The organism is Arthrobacter sp. UYEF36, assembly GCF_040547025.1.
Taxonomy (GTDB): domain Bacteria; phylum Actinomycetota; class Actinomycetes; order Actinomycetales; family Micrococcaceae; genus Arthrobacter.
The window spans coordinates 172,707-188,160 of sequence record NZ_JBEPOX010000002.1 but is presented as its reverse complement, the minus strand read 5'-3'; the positions used below and the strand labels follow the sequence as shown (position 1 = coordinate 188,160).

Sequence of the window (15,454 nt, the reverse complement as noted above, 5' to 3'; positions counted from 1 at the left end):
GGCACCCCAATGCGCTGTCGGACAATGCTGTTCTGAAGCCTCAGAACCGCTGCAAGTGATAGCGCATCGGGGGGTCAGGCCAGGCGGGTGATCTCCACGCTCACGCTGAGCGCGGAGCCGCCGCCGCCGGACAGGATTCCTTTGAGCGGGGGCACGTCGCGGTAGTCGCGGCCCCTCGCCACGGTCACGTGGAAGTCGCCGGCCGGTTTGTGGTTGGTGGGGTCCCAGCTGCGCCATTGCCCGTCCCACCATTCCAGCCAGGCGTGCGACTGCCCGGCGACCGTCTCGCCGAGTTCCGCCGTCGACCGCGGGTGCAGGTAGCCGGACACGTACCGGGCAGGGATGCCCCGGCTGCGCAGCGCGCCGATGGCCAGGTGCGCCAGGTCCTGGCAGACGCCCTGGCGCTGGTTCCAGGCCTCCTCGGCGCTCGTGGTGACGCCGGTGGAGCCCTTCATGTAGGTCATTTCCCCGCGCATCCATTCAAAGACCGCCATGGCGGCCTCGTGCGGATTGCGGCCTTCGACGACGCCGGGAATGATCCCGAGCACTTCGGCGCCCGGACCGGTGAGCTGCGACTGCGGAATCCAGTCGCTGAACTTGTTCAGGGTCTCCGGGAACTCGAGGTCGCCCCAGCCCACGATGTCCGCCTCCGCCGGGATCCTTTCCGACCGGTGCACCTCGACGGTGGTGGTGGACAGGACCTCGAGGTACTCGTGCGGCATCTGCATGTCAAAGCCCGTGACGCGTGTGCCCCAGTAGTCGCGGTAGCTGCTCAGGGCGGCCTGTGACGGCGAAACCTTCAGGGAGGACTCCAGCACCACCTGCTGGGGATCCGTCAGCGGGGTCATGCGGGCCTCGTTGTAGGAGAGCGTGACGCGCTTGTTGTACTTGTACGCCGTCTTGTGGATGATGCTCAGCCGGGTCATGAAACTTCTCCCACCCAGGCCAGTTCGTCTGCCTGATTGAAGTACTTACGGGAAATGGCGTCCGAGGCCTGCGAGACGGCCTTCTGCACGCGCTCCATATGCTCCGGCAGTTCAGACATGAGGTCATCGGTGCGGTGGAACTCGAGGAAGGTGCGGGCCTGGCCCACGATCCGGCGGGCGTCGTTGATGAAGCCAACGCGCTGGGCCGAGGGGTCCAGCATGGCGAGGCACTCGTCGGCGTCGCGCAGCGCATACACGATGGACCGCGGGAACAGCCGGTCAAGCAGCAGGAACTCGGCGGCGTGCTGGTCGCCGAAGGCCGCGCGGCGGGTCCGCAGGAAGGATTCGTAGGCGCCGGCGCAGCGGAGCATGTTAACCCACGACATCCCCGCGGAGAGGACGTCCCGGGTGGAGAGCATCCGGGCTGTCATGTCGGCGCGTTCCAGCGAGCGGCCCAGGACCAGGAACTGCCAGCTCTCGTCGTGGCTCACCGTGGTGTCCGCGAGGCCGCTGACCATGGCCGTGCGTTCCAGCACCCAGTTGCAGAAGCGGTAGGTGCCCACGACGTCCTTGCGGTGCTGGTTGAGACCGTAGTACGTGGTGTTCAGGCTCTCCCAGAGCCCGGACGACACGGTTTCCCGGGCGCGCCGGGCGTTCTCCCGCGCCGCGCCAAGGGAACCCGCGATGGACGTGGCACTCTGCTTGTCGTAAGCCAGCGCATTCAGCAGCTCGGGAAGACCGAAATCCTCGCTCTGCGCCCGCGCGCCCATGACGGCGTGGAGCTCCTGCGCCACCCTGCGCTGTTCCTCCATCGGCAGGTGGTTGAGCCGCTCAAGGTGGACGTCGAGGATCCGGGCAGTGCCGTCAGCCCGTTCCACATAGCGGCCGATCCAAAACAGTGATTCGGCGATACGGCTAAGCATTCGCGGTTACCTCCAGCGCAACGGAAATCTGAAAAGAGTAGGTCGGCGGAATGATCGACACGGGGCCGCGGGTCATTGCTGCTGCTCCTTCTGGCTGTCGCGCCAGTTGCTTTCGACGGGCCAGACCGAGACCCGTTCGCGGACAGTGATGGCCGCCCGCGGCAGGGTCTCCACCGGCACCTCCGGGGAGTCGGCGAGCACCCAGGTGTCCTTCGAGCCGCCGCCCTGGCTGGAGTTGACGATCAGGGAGCCTTCCTTGAGCGCCACCCGGGTCAGGCCGCCGGGCAGGACCCAGACGTCATCGCCGTCGTTGACTGCGAAGGGGCGCAGGTCCACGTGCCGCGGGCCGAACTTGTCGCCGCTGAGCGTGGGCACCGTGGACAGCTGCAGGACCGGCTGCGCGATCCAGCCGCGGGGGTCCGCGATGACGCGCTTGCGCAGCGCCTCGAGCTCGTCCCTGGAAGCATCCGGGCCGATCACCAGGCCCTTGCCGCCGGAACCATCCACTGGTTTGACCACCAGTTCGTCGAGGCGGTCCAGGACCTCTTCCCGGGCCTCTTTTTCCTCCAGCCGGAAGGTGTCGACGTTGGCGATCACGGGTTCTTCGTTGAGGTAGTAGCGGATCAGGTCCGGGACGTAGCTGTAGACCAGCTTGTCGTCGGCGACGCCGTTGCCCACAGCGTTCGCGATGGTGACGCCGCCGGCGCGGGCCGCGTTGACCAGGCCCGGGCAGCCGAGCATGGAGTCGGCGCGGAACTGCAACGGATCCAGGAACTCGTCGTCGATGCGCTTGTAAATCACGTCCACGCGCTGTTCCCCGGCGGTGGTGCGCATGTAGACGCGGTTGCCGCGGCAGATGAGGTCGCGCCCTTCGACGAGTTCCACGCCCATCAGGCCGGCGAGCAGGGTGTGCTCGAAGTAGGCGCTGTTGAAAACGCCGGGGGTCAGGACCACCACGGTGGGATCGTCGACGCCGGACGGTGCCGTCTTGCGCAGGGCGGACAGCAGCCGGCGGGGATACTCTTCGACCGGCCGGATGAGCTGCTGGCCGAAGGCCTCGGGCAGGCCCTTGGCCATCGCGCGGCGGTTCTCGAGGACGTAGCTGACACCGGAGGGGACGCGGACGTTGTCCTCGAGGACACGGAAAGTCCCGGCGGCGTCGCGGACGACGTCGATGCCGGAGATATGGACGCGGACGCCTCCGGCCGGCTCGAAGCCGTGCACCTGGCGGTGGAAGTGGGCGCTCGTCGTGACGAGCTGGCGCGGGATGACGCCGTCGGCCACCACGGTCATCTTGTCGTAGACGTCGTTGAGGAACGCCTCGAGGGCCCGCACGCGCTGCGCCACGCCCTTCTCCAGCACGGTCCACTCGTCGGCCGGGATGACCCGGGGCACGATGTCGAGCGGGAAGGGCCGCTCCTCCCCCGCGAAGTCGAACGTGACACCGCGGTCCAGGAAGGTCCGGGCCATGGAATCGGCGCGCGCGGTGACATCAGCCAGCGAGAGCTCACGCAGGGCATCGGCAACCTGCCCGTAGGACTTCCGGGGCTCTTGCCCGGGCGTAAACATCTCGTCGTAGGCGCCGGAACGTTCGGCGGCCACTGAGTAATCCTGGAATAGGTCAGACATGCCACTAGACAATCACCTTTTTGTTGCGAAATCATTTCGGCGCCCGCTGGAGCTGGCGCCGGGGCACGGCATCCAGTGAGCACCACGCGGCGGCCGCCGTGGCGGTAACGGCTTTTCCCGGCGGTTGCGTCAAGGTAGACACGTGCCACCGCTTACTCTCAAACCGCTGCTCAGGACTGATCCGTTGCCGGGCCTGCTGCCGGGCCTGCTGTCCGCCGCAACCGCCGTCGTGCTTGCCCTTGCCGTCCACAGCCTGGTTCCGGCGCTCCCGGCCATGACGCTGGCCGTGGCGTTCGGGCTCCTGGCCGCGAATGTCCCGGGGCTGGCCGGCTGGACCGCGGGCCCAGGCCGGCCGGGCCTGGATTTTGCCGGCAGGCACCTGATGCGCGCGGGGATCGTCGTCCTGGGCCTGAAGGTCAGTCTCGTCGATGTGCTTGGCCTCGGCTGGGCCGCGCTGCTGTTGATCACGGGCGTGGTCCTGGCCGCCTTCGCCGGAACCTACGGCATCAGCCGGCTCTTCCGGCTGCCGCCGCCGGTGTCGCTGCTGATTGCCACCGGCTTCTCCATCTGCGGGGCCTCCGCGATCGGGGCGATGGCCGCGGTGCGCCGGATCCGGCAGCAGGACACCGTGCTCCCGGTGGCCCTCGTGACCCTGTGCGGCACCCTGGCCATCGGTGTCCTGCCGCTGCTCACTCAGCCGCTGGGCCTCAGCCCGGAAGTCTTCGGGGCCTGGGCGGGGGCCTCGGTGCACGACGTGGGCCAGGTGGTGGCCACCGCACAGACCGCCGGGGCGTCGGCGCTGGCCGTCGCCGTCGTCGTCAAACTCACCCGGGTGATCCTGCTGGCGCCCATGGTCGCCGCCGCCGGACTGCATCACCGCAGCAGTGCCGACGCCGGCGCCGGACTGAAACGGCCGCCCATCGTCCCGCTGTTCGTGCTAGGCTTCGTCGCCCTGGCCGCCCTGCGCACCACGGGCTGGCTCTCCCCCGGCATCCTCGACGCCGCCGCGGTGCTCCAGGACGTGCTGCTCGGGATGGCGCTCTTCGGCCTCGGCTCGGCGGTGCGGGTGGGCGAGCTGCTGCACACCGGGGCGCGGGCCCTGTTGGCCGCGCTGGCGTCCTGGCTCCTGATCGCCGGGCTGGGGCTGGGCGCCGCGTTCCTCATGATTAGATAGCGGGGTGTCGAACCAGAACCTGCGCCGCGATGAAGCCGCAACCCGCTCAGCCCTGATCACCACCCACAGCTACGACGTCTCCCTGGACGTCCGGCAGGCTGCGGATCCGGACGTCGCCGGCTACACGAGCCGCAGCGTGATCACGTTCTCCGCGAGCGAACCCGGGGCCTCGACGTTCCTGGACTTCATCAGCAGCGAGGTGCACAGTGTCCTCCTCAACGGCAAGGAGCTCGCCGTCGCCGACGTCGTGGACGGTGCACGGATCCGGCTCGGCAACCTCCAGGCGGAAAACCAGGTCACCGTGACGGGCACCGCGCTCTACAGCACGTCCGGGGAAGGCATGCACCGCTTCTTTGACCCGGCCGACGGCCAGTGCTACCTCTATACGCAGTACGAGCCCGCCGACGCCCGCAGGGTCTTCGCCAACTTCGAACAGCCCGACCTCAAGGCGGAATTCACCTTCCACGTTAGTGCGCCCTCGGCCTGGCAGGTGTCCTCGAACGGCATCGAAGCCCAGCGGACGCTCCTCACCAGCGACCCGGACACGAGCCGCTGGGACTTCGCCCCCACGAAGGCGATGTCCACGTACATCACGACGGTGCTGGCAGGCCCGTATTTCAAGGCCGAGGACTCCTGGAGCGGAATGCTTGAGGACGGCACCCGCCTCGAGGTGCCGCTCGCCCTCTACTGCCGGGCCTCGATGGCGCCGTCGTTCGACCCTGAAGCCCTCTTCTCCCTCACCCGGAACGGCCTGGACTTCTTCAACGGGCTCTTCGACTTCCCTTACCCGTGGGGCAAGTACGAGCAGGCCTTCGTGCCCGAATACAACCTCGGCGCGATGGAGAACCCCGGCTTGGTGACCTTCACGGAAAGCTACGTCTTCACCTCAAGGGCCGCCGATTCGCAGTACCAGGCGCGCGCCAATACGCTGCTGCACGAGATGGCGCACATGTGGTTTGGCGACCTCGTCACGATGCAGTGGTGGGACGATCTGTGGCTCAAGGAATCCTTCGCGGACTACATGGGAACCCTCGGCGTGGACCGCACCACGGACTGGGCCACGGCCTGGGTGAACTTCGCCAACAACCGCAAGGCCTGGGCTTACGTGCAGGACCAGCTTCCAACCACACACCCGATCGTCGCTGACATCCCCGACCTCGAGGCAGCCAAGCAGAACTTCGACGGCATCACCTACGCCAAGGGCGCCTCGGTGCTCAAGCAACTGGTCGCCTACGTGGGTTTCGAGGCCTTTGTGGCCGGCTCGCGCCAGTACTTCAAGGACCACGCCTACGGCAACACCACCCTGGCGGACCTGCTGGCGGCGCTCAGCGCCGCTTCCGGGCGGGACCTCGCGGACTGGGCCCGCCAGTGGCTGCAGACCTCCGGCATCTCCACCCTCACCAGCGAGATCGAGGAGCACAACGGCGTCCTCGGCACGGTCACCATCGTCCAGGACGCCGAGGACCCGACGACGGGCCGGCAGGAGCCGCGGCCGCACCGGCTGCGGATCGGCCTGTACGGGATGGACGACGCCGGCGCCCTGGTCCGCACCGACAGCGTCGAGACCGACGTCGGCGGGGCCCGGACCGTGGTGACGGCCCTCTCCGGGAAGGTGCGGCCGGCCCTGCTGCTGGTCAACGACGAGGACCTCACTTACGCCAAGGTCCGGCTGGACCCGCGCTCCGAAGCCACCGCGCGGGCCTCCCTGAGCGCGCTCAGTGATCCGATGGCCCGGGCCCTGTGCTGGACCGCGCTCTGGGACTCGGCCCGTGACGCGGTCACGCCGTCGGCCCTTTACGTGGACGCCGTCAAGCACTTCGGGCCCGCGGAAACCGGCATCGGCGTGCTGCTCAACGTCCTGGGCAATGCGGCCACGGCAATCGAACGCTACGTCCCGCAGGCCGAGCGGGCCGCCGTCCGTTACGGCTTCCTGTCCCTCGCGGCGGACGAGTTCCAGCGGGCAGCGCCCGGCTCCGACCAGCAGCTGGCCTGGGCGCGCACGGTCGCCGCGGCCAGCCGCTACGACGGCAGCCGTCTGGACCTGATCCGCGGCATCCTGTCCGGCAGCACGGTCATTGAAGGCCTTGCCGTGGACGCGGAGCTCCGCTGGAACCTCTGGCATGCCCTGGCCGCCCACGGGGAGGCCACAGTTGCGCAGCTCGACGGGGAGCTCGCCCGGGACAACACCGCCGCCGGTAAATCCGGACACGCCACCGCCCTCGCGGCCCGCCCCGAGGCGGCTGTCAAGGAGGCGGCCTGGTCCGAGGCGGTGCACGGCACCGCCCTCTCCAACCAGCTGCTGAGCGCGACCATCGCCGGTTTCAACACCGGCCCGGCCCCGCTGCTGCGCGGCTTCATTGACCGGTATTTCGAGTGCCTGGAAGACGTGTGGGCGGGGCGCAGCATCGAAATCGCCAGCCGCATTGTCCGCGGACTCTACCCGGCAGGGCAGGACCTGGACGGCGGTGCTCCGGACACGCACCCCGTCATCGTCCGGACGGACCACTGGCTGGCCGGGCACCCGGACGCCCCGCGGGCGCTCCGCCGCATCATCATCGAACAGCGCAGCCACCTGCACCGTTCCCTCACGGCACAGACCCTTCCCGCGAACCCCTTTTAGAGTGCTCCGTAACGGCCCTTTTAGCGGCTCTCAACGGCAGTTACGGAGCACTCGACGGGATTGTGGGGTCCCTCAGGGCACGCGGTGCAGCCACTCCGGAGTGCCGAACTTGGCATCGACCCGGTGGTGCGCGGCGGCGAGCTCGGCCTCGGTGAGCTCCGACGGGGTCGCGGCGTACCGTTCGGCGAAGACTTCCATCATGGCCGCGACGATCTCGGCGCGGGCCAGGCCGGTCTGGCGCCGGAGCGGGTCCACCCGCTTCCTGGCGCTTCGGGTGCCCTTGTCCGAGAGCTTTTCCTTGCCGATCCGCAGGACCTCAACCATTTTGTCCGCGTCGATGTCGTAGCTCATGGTCACGTGGTGCAGCATGCCGCCGTTCGCGAGCCGCTTCTGCGCGGCGCCGCCAATTTTGCCGTGCTCGGTGGCGATGTCATTGAGCGGCACATAGAAGGCGCTGATCCCCATCTTCTCGAGCGCTGCCATCACCCAGGCGTCCAGGAAGCCGTAGGAGTCGGCGAAGCTGATACCGTCCACCAGGGTCTGCGGGAGGTAAAGCGAGTAGGTGATGCAGTTGCCGGCCTCCATGAACATCGCTCCCCCGCCGCTGATCCGGCGGACCACGCTGATGCCGTGGCGTTCGACGCCGGCGGGGTCCAGTTCGTTGCGGACGGACTGGAAGCTGCCGATCACCACGGACGGTTCCTCCCAGTCCCAGAAACGCAGGGTCGGGTTGCGCCGCCCCGCGCCGACCTCTTCGGTCAGGACCTCGTCCAGCGCGACGTTGATGTGGGTGGGCAGCACGGACGGCGCGATGATGTTCCAGTAGTGGTCCGCCCAGCCGGTGGCCTTCGCGAGGGCACGGCGGACGGTGACGGCCACGGCGTCGGCGGAAAAGCCGAACAGCACGGCGTCCGCCGGCAGGGCCGCCGCCACTGCCGCGGAGATGTCCGCCGCAGCGGCATCCGTCGGGAGGCCGGTGAGTGCCCGGTTGATCTCCAGCAGTGCCTCGTCCGGCTCCAGGAAGAAGTCCCCGCTGAGCGAGACGTTGGCGAGGACACCGTCGACGACGTCGAAATCGGCCACCACGAGTTTGCCGCCGGGAACCTTGTATTCCCCGTGGCGGCAGGCTCCGCCGTCGTCGGCGCTGGCGGAACCGGGAACCAGGTGTCGGGTTGTCATGGCGTTAATCCTGCCACGCGCACCGGTGACGGACGCAAAAAGCCCGCACCGTCACCGGTGCGGGCTTTTCCAAAAGACCTTGGGGAGAAGAAGTTACTTCTTGCCGCCGAAGCCCTTGAAGCGAGCGTTGAAGCGCTCGACGCGGCCTGCAGAGTCCATGATGCGCTGCTTGCCCGTGTAGAACGGGTGGGACTCGGAGGAGATTTCGACGTCAATAACCGGGTAGGTGTTTCCGTCTTCCCACTCGATGGTCTTCTTGGAAGACACGGTGGACTTGGTCAGGAACTTGACGCCGGAAGCCAGGTCGTTGAAAACAACAGCTTCGTACTTCGGGTGGGTATTGGACTTCATAATTGGACCTTTGTTCGCACAACTGGATTTTGCCAGCTGCCAGGTATGAATGGGATGGCCAGCGGAATGCACCGGAGGGCCAGCTGTCAATTATAGCGGAAAGTCAGCGCCCTTGCTGCCTGCCCGGCGGTGCGGTTCACTCGCGGGGCCGGAGCTCCCAGAAGGCGACGGCGGACGCCGCCGCGACATTGAGCGAGTCGACGCCCGCGCGCATGGGGATCTTGACGGCGAGGTCGACGGCGGCGAGGGTCTCCGGGCTCATCCCGGCACCCTCGGTGCCCAGCACCAGGGCGAGTTTCTCCGGACGGCGGGCGGCCAGATCGTCGAGGTCCACGGCGTCGTCCGTAAGCTCCATGGCGGCCACGGTGAAACCCTGGCCGCGGAGCACCTGCAGGTCCCCCGGCCAGTCTTCCAGCCGGGCCCAGGGCACCTGGAATACAGTCCCCATGCTGACCCGGACGCTGCGGCGATACAACGGGTCCCCGCAGCGCGGTGAGACGAGGACGGCGTCAATGCCCAGGGCCGCGGCGGAGCGGAAAATCGCCCCGACATTGGTGTGGTCCACGATATCCTCCAGCACGGCGACCCGCCGCGCCCCGGCGAGAAGCTCGGGCAGCGGCACAGGTTCCGGGCGCTGCATGGCCGCCATCGCGCCGCGGTGCAGGTGGAAGCCGGTGATCTCCTCGAGGAGCGCGGCGGAACCGATGTATACGGGGACGTCCGGGTACTGCGCGAAGATGTCCGAGAGGTCCTCGAGCCATTTTTCGGCGAGGAAGAAGGAACGTGGCCTGTGCCCCGCCGCGAGGGCCCGCCGGAGCACCCGGGAGGACTCGGCGATGTACATGCCCTCGGCGGGTTCCCGGAGCTTGCGCAGGTGCACATCGGTCAGCTGCGTGTAGTCGGAGACCCGGGGGTCATCGGCGGATTCAAGGCGGTGGAAGGTCACTGGCGGGTCATTTCAGCGGGCGATAGCGCGGTCACGGATCGGGTCACTTGAACAGGTTGGCGATCATGAACCCCAGCGCGACGAGGCCCAGGACGAAGATGACCCCGCGCAGCACCACCGGGGACAGCCGGCGGCCGACCTTGGAACCGATTACGCCGCCGATCAGCGAACTCACGGCAATCAACCCGACGACGGCCCAGTCGATCCGGCCGAAGGCGAAGAGCAGGTAGGAGACCGCCGCCACGAGGTTGACGGCAAGGACCAGGAAGTTCTTCATGGCGTTGGCGTTCTGGATGGTCCCGGTCATGAAGATGCCGAGGATCCCGACGAGCAGGATGCCCTGCGCCGCGACGAAGTAGCCGCCGTACACCCCGGCAAGGTACACGAGGACCACGAGGATGACGCCGTGGCGGCGGTCCCGGATGGCGTGTTCGGGGTTCTGTTCGCGGTTCCGGACCCACTGCTGCAGCCGGGGCTGGAAGGCCACCATCAGCAGCGCGAGCACAATCAGGGCGGGGGCTGCGTAATGGAAGACCTTCTCGGGCAGGTGCAGCAGCAGGTAGGCGCCGGTGATGCCGCCCAGCACTGAGGCAGGCAGCAGCTTGAGCAGTTGCTTGCCGCGTCCCGTCAGTTCCTTGCGGTAGCCCCAGGCGCCGGCGGCGCTCCCGGCCACGAGGCCCATCGCGTTGCTGATGGACGCCGTGACCGGCGCGTAGCCGAGGGCGATCAGCACCGGGAAGGTCACCAGGGTACCGGAACCGACCACACTGTTGATGGTGCCGGCCCAGAGCCCGGCGAAGAATATTAAGGCACTATTGAGGAGCTCCACGCGCGGTCAGCGGCCTGTTCAGCGGTGCGCGGTGGCCGTGTACCGGCCGGCTGTGACGCTGACGTCCAGCGGCAACCCGAAGGTCCGGCTCAGGTTCTCGGCCGTGAGGACTCCTTCGATCGGGCCCTGGGCCACCACACCGCCGTCGCGCAACAGCATGGCGTGGGTGAAGCCCGGCGGGACCTCTTCGAGGTGGTGCGTGACCAGGACGATGGCCGGGGCGGCGTCATCGCGGGCGAGTTCGCTGAGCCGGTACACGAGGTCCTCGCGGCCGGCCAGGTCGAGTCCGGCAGCGGGTTCGTCAAGGAGCAGGAGCTCGGGATCCGTCATCAGGGCCCGGGCGATCTGGACGCGCTTGCGCTCCCCCTCGGACAGCGAAGCGAACGGCCGGTTGAGCAGTGGTCCCATGCCCCACTCGTTGAGCAGGGCAAAGGCGCGGCGTTCATCGTCCTTCTCATATCCCTCGCGCCACCGGCCGGTGACACCGTAGGCGGCCGTCACGACGACGTTGAGGACCTTCTCATGCTCCGGGATCTGGTTGGCCAGCGCGGCCGAGGACAGACCGATCCGGGGGCGGAGTTCGAAGACGTCGACGGCGCCAAGGATCTCCTCCAGGATGCCGGCCATGCCGCTGGTGGGGTGGATCCGCGCGGCCGCGAGCTGCAGCAGAGTGGTTTTGCCGGCGCCGTTGGGGCCCAGGATCACCCAACGCTCGCCTTCCTTGACCTGCCAGTCGACCTTGTCCAGCAGGGTCTTTGCCCCACGTACAACGCTGACGGCGGCCATTTCAAGAACATCACTCATAGGAGTAGACACTAGGACAAAACAACGGACGACTGATAACCGGTGCCCCGGGACGGCGCCGGGCCCGTGCCGGGGGCCTGCTGCCCGGCTGCCGCGGCGTCACCGGGGCGCAACGAATTCGGGCCCGCATCTGCCCGATCGCTAGGATTGCAGGCATGAACCTGTTCGTGACCGCCGTGAGCTATGCCCCGAAACTGACCCTTCCCGAGGTGCAGCGGCTCCGCTCGCTGCTCGCAGCGAACGGAGTGACGCTGGACGCCGAAACCCGGACCGGAGACGACCGCTTTGAGGTCTATGCCGCGGACGGGAGCGTTGAGCTTGCCTCCGGCCCGGACCACGGGGTGACCGCCTTGGCGGAACTGCGCCGGGCAGCGGCAGATAACGGCCCCGCCGGAGTGGACACGGCGATCGTCCCCGCCGCCCTCCGGGGTGCGCAGCGGAAGTTCCTCATCATGGACGTGGATTCCACCCTGATCCAGCAGGAAGTGATTGAACTCCTCGCCGCCTACGCGGGGAAACGCGAGGAAGTCACGGCGGTCACCGAGGCCGCCATGCGCGGCGAACTCGACTTCGCGCAGAGCCTGCATGCGAGGGTGGCGGTGCTCGCCGGCCTGCGGGCCGACGTCGTCGATGCCGTCCGCGCCGAAGTGAAACTGAGCCTTGGTGCGGCGGAGCTCGTGGCCGCCTTCCACGCCGCCGGCCACGTGGTGGCGGTGGTGTCCGGCGGCTTCAACCAGATTCTGCAGCCGATCGCGGAGGGCCTTGGACTGGACTACTGGGTGGCCAACGAACTTGAAATCGTCGACGGCGCGCTGACCGGGAAAGTCATCGGTGAGGTGATTGACCGGGCGGCGAAGGAAAAGTATTTGCGTGAATGGGCCGGGCGGGAAGGCATCCCGATGGAGCACACGATTGCTGTGGGCGACGGCGCCAACGACCTGGACATGCTCGGCGCGGCGGGGATCGGCGTCGCGTTCAACGCCAAACCGGCCGTCCGTGCGGTCGCGGATGCCGCCGTGAACATGCCCTATCTCGACGCCGTGCGGCACATCGCCGGCGTCTGAGGCCGGACCGGGAACCGGGAACAGCAGTGAAGGCCGGGGCGGTTGCCCCGGCCTTCACTGTGTTTACTGCGCTACTACTGTTTACTGCGCTACTACTGTTTACTGCGCTGCGACCGCGCTCCGCGGGTGGCGGGGGTCCTTAGTTGTTGCTCTTGTCGAAGTAGTCGGATCCGCCGACGTACTCGGTGTGGCCGGATTCGACGTCGGCGGTGACCATCTTGGCGACCTCCGCGGCGAACTCCGTGACCGAGTACAGCTTCCCGGCCTCGGCGCGGCGGGCCTCGATGGCGCCCGGGTTGGAGCGGTCCAGCAGGGTGGCCGTGACGGTGCCCTCGATCATGTCGCCGGAGACGACGACGAGGGAGATGCCCTTCTCGGCCAGGTTCGGAACGAGTTCGCGGAGGGCGTCCTCGCCGGCGCGCTTGCTGCGTGCCACGGGCTCGTAGTCCGGCATGGTGGGCACGGTGTTGATGAAGTGGGCCTGGTGGCTTGTCACGAACACCACCCGGGAACCCGCGGGCATCAGCGGCACGGCAGCGTTGAGCATGTTCACCTGCGCGTCGCGGTTGAGCTTGAGCGCGTAGCCCTCCTCCATGCCGGATTCCATCCCGCCGGAAGCGTTGAGGACCAGGACGTCAAGCGAGCCGAAGTTCTCCATCGCGGCGCTGGCGAGGGCCTGGACGCCTTCCTGGGTGGTGAGGTCGGCGCCGACGGCAGCGGCGCGGCCGCCGTCCGCCTCGATTCCGGTCACAACCTTGTTGGCCCGGGGCGCCTTTTGGCGGTAGTTCACGACGACGGCGGCGCCCTCGGCGGCGAGGATCTTGGCGACTTCAGCGCCGATGCCCCGCGACGAACCGGTCACGATTGCGGTCTTGTTGTCCAGCAGTCCCATACGAGCTCCTTTGTTCCAAACGTCCAAAAACGGTGGGTCTGCAGTCCATCATGCCAGCGGCGCAGGGGTTTTCCGTTGTCCGGGTTCCACAAAGAAGCTGTGGCAGGCTAGTTCCGGCCATGCCCGCGGGCGTACGATCGCGGGCATGGAACGTCCGCGCGGTGGCTGCCACGCAGCTGGCCACACGGCTGGGGATCAGAGGATCTGGTGCCGCGGGGCGTGAGCGAGGACTCCACACCGGAGCAGGTCTTCAGCGGATCCCCCCGGGGCCTGGACCTGTTCCACGCCGTGGAGAAGCTGCTGGCCGCGCCCGCCCCGCCGGCGATCCGCGCCACGACAAGCCAGGTGGCCTTCCGGGAGAAGCGGGGTTTCGCGTACCTCTGGTGGCCGGGGCGGTACGTTGCTTCCGAGGTGCCCGCCGTGCTGTCGATCGCGCTCCCGCGCCGGATCAGTTCGGCCCGGTTCAAGGAGATCGTCAACCCGTCTCCCGGGGTGTGGATGCATCACCTGGAGCTGCACGACGAGGAGGAGCTCGACGCCGAGGTAGCCGGCTGGCTGCTTGAGGCGCGGGCGGCAGCGGGCTGAGGCCGGCGCCGGACAGCCTGTGCCGGGACGGGCGGACCTACATTCTTGTCCACCCGCCCGGCCGGGCCGCCTGCTATGTGTGGTCGATCCTGATCTTCTTGGCCGTGGCGTCCCGTGTGGCCACGGGGGCAGGAGCCCGCACCTCAAGGACGCCGTCCTTGTAGGTGGCAGTGATGTCCTCTTCCCTGGCACCCGGCGGCAGCGCAACACTGCGCGAGAAAGAGCCATAGCGGAACTCGGAGCGGTAGCCGTCCTTGCTCTTGTGCTCGCTTTTCTCCTCACGTTCCGCCCTGATGTGCAGCATGCCTTCGCTCACGGAGACGTCCACGTCCCTGTCGGGATCGATTCCCGGAACCTCGGCGCGCACCACCAGGGTGGTGCCGTCCACGAACTGTTCGACCTTGATGGACGGCGTCATGGTCATGTCGCCGTCGAGGAAACGTTTGATCGGCTCCAGCACGTCCGACGGGACCCACTTGTTCAGTTCAGCCACGATTGTCCTCCTGATTCCATGCCCCTGCCGTGGTGTGGTCAGGGGCTGTAGCCCCATTACACACCCCGGCAGCGCCCGGCGCTACGGGCTGAAAGTCCTATCGTGGCTGTCCCGGCGCGCCCCGCCGGGTGGGTGGACGGTACCGGGGGCTCCCGCCGTCGTCGTGGGCTTGGGGAATCTCTCCTAGTGGCCCATACCGAGGCCGCCGTCGACCGGGATGACGGCACCGGAGATGTAGGCAGCCTCGTCGCTGGCGATCCAGCGGACCACGTTGGCGACCTCGGAGGCCTCGGCGAAGCGGCCGGCGGGAACCTTGGAGAGGTAGTCCTTCTGGGTCGCCTCGGCCAGTTCCGCGGTCATGTCCGTGTTGATGAAGCCTGGTGCCACAACGTTCGCGGTGATGCCGCGGGCACCCAACTCGCGGGTCAGCGAGCGGGCGATACCCACGAGGCCGGCCTTGGAGGCCGAGTAGTTGATCTGGCCGGGCGCGCCGTAAAGGCCCGAGACGGAGGAGATGAGGACCACGCGGCCCCTGCGGGCCCGGATCATGCCCTTGGAGGCGCGCTTGATCACGCGGAAGGCGCCGGTGAGGTTGGTGTCGATGACCGAGGTGAAGTCGTCCTCGCTCATGCGCATCAGGAGGGTGTCCTTGGTGATGCCGGCGTTGGCCACCAGCACCTCGACGGGGCCGTGGGCGGCTTCCACTTCGGTGAACGCGGCGTCCACGGAGGACTCGTCCGTGACGTCGGCCTTCACGCCGAGGATGCCCGCGGGGAGCGCCGATTCGCTGCGGTACGTGACGGCCACCTTGTCCCCGTTGGCGAGGAAGGCTTCGGCGATGGCGAGGCCGATTCCGCGGTTTCCGCCGGTGATCAGGACACTTCGGCCGGTGGTTGCTGTTTCAGACATGGTGGGGCTCCGGAATTCTGCGGCGGGACGGTGCCGCGCTGGGGGCGGGATTTTCCTGCCTCCGATCTTAGCGCCCGGGATCGCCCGCGTTTGGGCGGCTCCCCCGTTGGTGAGAGAATTGTAGTAAGCC

15 protein-coding genes are annotated in these 15,454 nt (G+C 67.9%); 4 read left to right on the top strand and 11 right to left on the bottom strand.

Translation table 11 applies throughout. The features are described 5' to 3' along the window. Positions 1-74: 74 nt before the first annotated feature. From ABIB29_RS04915 to ABIB29_RS04905, 3 genes are all read right to left on the bottom strand, one after another. Positions 75-926, bottom strand: coding sequence for a transglutaminase family protein (locus tag ABIB29_RS04915; protein WP_354170592.1), 852 nt, complete (start codon positions 924-926; stop codon positions 75-77). Continuing rightward, entirely contained in the window at positions 923-1,849 is a 927-nt protein-coding gene (locus ABIB29_RS04910) for an alpha-E domain-containing protein (protein ID WP_354170590.1), read from the bottom strand. Before ABIB29_RS04910 ends, ABIB29_RS04915 begins: the two co-directional genes overlap by 4 nt. Positions 1,850-1,921: 72 nt before the next feature. Next, entirely contained in the window at positions 1,922-3,478 is a 1,557-nt protein-coding gene (locus tag ABIB29_RS04905; RefSeq protein ID WP_354170588.1) for a circularly permuted type 2 ATP-grasp protein, read from the bottom strand. A 166-nt stretch (positions 3,479-3,644) separates the two neighbouring features. On the opposite strand from ABIB29_RS04905, the gene ABIB29_RS04900 reads away from it, so the two are divergent. Together ABIB29_RS04900 and pepN are read left to right on the top strand one after the other, a co-directional pair. Further along, entirely contained in the window at positions 3,645-4,652 is a 1,008-nt protein-coding gene (locus ABIB29_RS04900; protein ID WP_502915562.1) for a YeiH family protein, read from the top strand. A 4-nt stretch (positions 4,653-4,656) separates the two neighbouring features. Next, complete coding sequence (pepN, locus tag ABIB29_RS04895) at positions 4,657-7,272, top strand: aminopeptidase N (RefSeq protein WP_354170585.1); 2,616 nt, start codon at positions 4,657-4,659, stop codon at positions 7,270-7,272. Between the two features lie 72 nt (positions 7,273-7,344). On the opposite strand, the gene lplAB is transcribed toward pepN, so the two are convergent. From lplAB to ABIB29_RS04870, 5 genes are all read right to left on the bottom strand, one after another. Beyond that, positions 7,345-8,451 carry a lipoate-protein ligase LplAB gene (gene lplAB / locus ABIB29_RS04890; RefSeq protein ID WP_354170583.1) on the bottom strand — a complete coding sequence of 369 codons (1,107 nt, stop codon included), beginning with the start codon at positions 8,449-8,451 and terminating at the stop codon, positions 7,345-7,347. Positions 8,452-8,544: 93 nt separating this feature from the next. Next, on the bottom strand, positions 8,545-8,802 hold the full coding sequence (locus ABIB29_RS04885; RefSeq protein ID WP_011691973.1) for a type B 50S ribosomal protein L31: 258 nt from the start codon (positions 8,800-8,802) through the stop codon (positions 8,545-8,547). A 136-nt stretch (positions 8,803-8,938) separates the two neighbouring features. Further along, positions 8,939-9,748, bottom strand: a complete 810-nt coding sequence (locus ABIB29_RS04880; RefSeq protein WP_354170581.1) for a TrmH family RNA methyltransferase — start codon at positions 9,746-9,748, stop codon at positions 8,939-8,941. 43 nt (positions 9,749-9,791) lie between these two features. Then, positions 9,792-10,577: a sulfite exporter TauE/SafE family protein gene (locus tag ABIB29_RS04875; RefSeq protein ID WP_354170579.1), complete on the bottom strand. Its 786-nt coding sequence runs from the start codon at positions 10,575-10,577 to the stop codon at positions 9,792-9,794. 18 nt (positions 10,578-10,595) lie between these two features. After that, positions 10,596-11,381, bottom strand: a complete 786-nt coding sequence (locus ABIB29_RS04870; protein WP_354170577.1) for an ABC transporter ATP-binding protein — start codon at positions 11,379-11,381, stop codon at positions 10,596-10,598. A gap of 155 nt (positions 11,382-11,536) precedes the next feature. Between ABIB29_RS04870 and serB the strand changes: the two genes are divergently transcribed. Next, positions 11,537-12,445, top strand: coding sequence for a phosphoserine phosphatase SerB (gene serB / locus ABIB29_RS04865; RefSeq protein ID WP_354170576.1), 909 nt, complete (start codon positions 11,537-11,539; stop codon positions 12,443-12,445). A 139-nt stretch (positions 12,446-12,584) separates the two neighbouring features. Here the strand turns inward: serB and ABIB29_RS04860 are convergent, their stop codons facing one another. Continuing rightward, complete coding sequence (locus ABIB29_RS04860) at positions 12,585-13,337, bottom strand: SDR family oxidoreductase (RefSeq protein WP_354170575.1); 753 nt, start codon at positions 13,335-13,337, stop codon at positions 12,585-12,587. Between the two features lie 219 nt (positions 13,338-13,556). Between ABIB29_RS04860 and ABIB29_RS04855 the strand changes: the two genes are divergently transcribed. Then, a complete protein-coding gene (locus ABIB29_RS04855) occupies positions 13,557-13,922 on the top strand; it encodes a DUF5655 domain-containing protein (RefSeq protein WP_354170573.1) in 366 nt (121 codons plus the stop codon). 73 nt (positions 13,923-13,995) lie between these two features. Here the strand turns inward: ABIB29_RS04855 and ABIB29_RS04850 are convergent, their stop codons facing one another. Both ABIB29_RS04850 and fabG read right to left on the bottom strand, forming a co-directional pair. Next, the gene (locus tag ABIB29_RS04850) at positions 13,996-14,415 is read right to left on the bottom strand and encodes an Hsp20/alpha crystallin family protein (protein WP_354170571.1); all 420 of its coding nucleotides are present in this window, start codon (positions 14,413-14,415) and stop codon (positions 13,996-13,998) included. A gap of 183 nt (positions 14,416-14,598) precedes the next feature. Next, positions 14,599-15,324 (bottom strand): 3-oxoacyl-ACP reductase FabG, encoded by a 726-nt coding sequence (gene fabG, locus ABIB29_RS04845; protein ID WP_354170569.1) that lies wholly within the window; start codon positions 15,322-15,324, stop codon positions 14,599-14,601. Positions 15,325-15,454: the final 130 nt, after the last annotated feature.

Bases quoted from the DNA above. Each gene is read 5' to 3' on its own strand.
- ABIB29_RS04915 (WP_354170592.1), bottom strand. From the start codon at position 926: ATGACCCGGCTGAGCATCATCCACAAGACGGCGTACAAGTACAACAAG.
- ABIB29_RS04910 (WP_354170590.1), bottom strand. From the start codon at position 1,849: ATGCTTAGCCGTATCGCCGAATCACTGTTTTGGATCGGCCGCTATGTG.
- ABIB29_RS04905 (WP_354170588.1), bottom strand. From the start codon at position 3,478: ATGTCTGACCTATTCCAGGATTACTCAGTGGCCGCCGAACGTTCCGGC.
- lplAB (WP_354170583.1), bottom strand. From the start codon at position 8,451: ATGACAACCCGACACCTGGTTCCCGGTTCCGCCAGCGCCGACGACGGC.
- ABIB29_RS04885 (WP_011691973.1), bottom strand. From the start codon at position 8,802: ATGAAGTCCAATACCCACCCGAAGTACGAAGCTGTTGTTTTCAACGAC.
- ABIB29_RS04870 (WP_354170577.1), bottom strand. From the start codon at position 11,381: ATGAGTGATGTTCTTGAAATGGCCGCCGTCAGCGTTGTACGTGGGGCA.
- serB (WP_354170576.1), top strand. From the start codon at position 11,537: ATGAACCTGTTCGTGACCGCCGTGAGCTATGCCCCGAAACTGACCCTT.
- ABIB29_RS04860 (WP_354170575.1), bottom strand. From the start codon at position 13,337: ATGGGACTGCTGGACAACAAGACCGCAATCGTGACCGGTTCGTCGCGG.
- fabG (WP_354170569.1), bottom strand. From the start codon at position 15,324: ATGTCTGAAACAGCAACCACCGGCCGAAGTGTCCTGATCACCGGCGGA.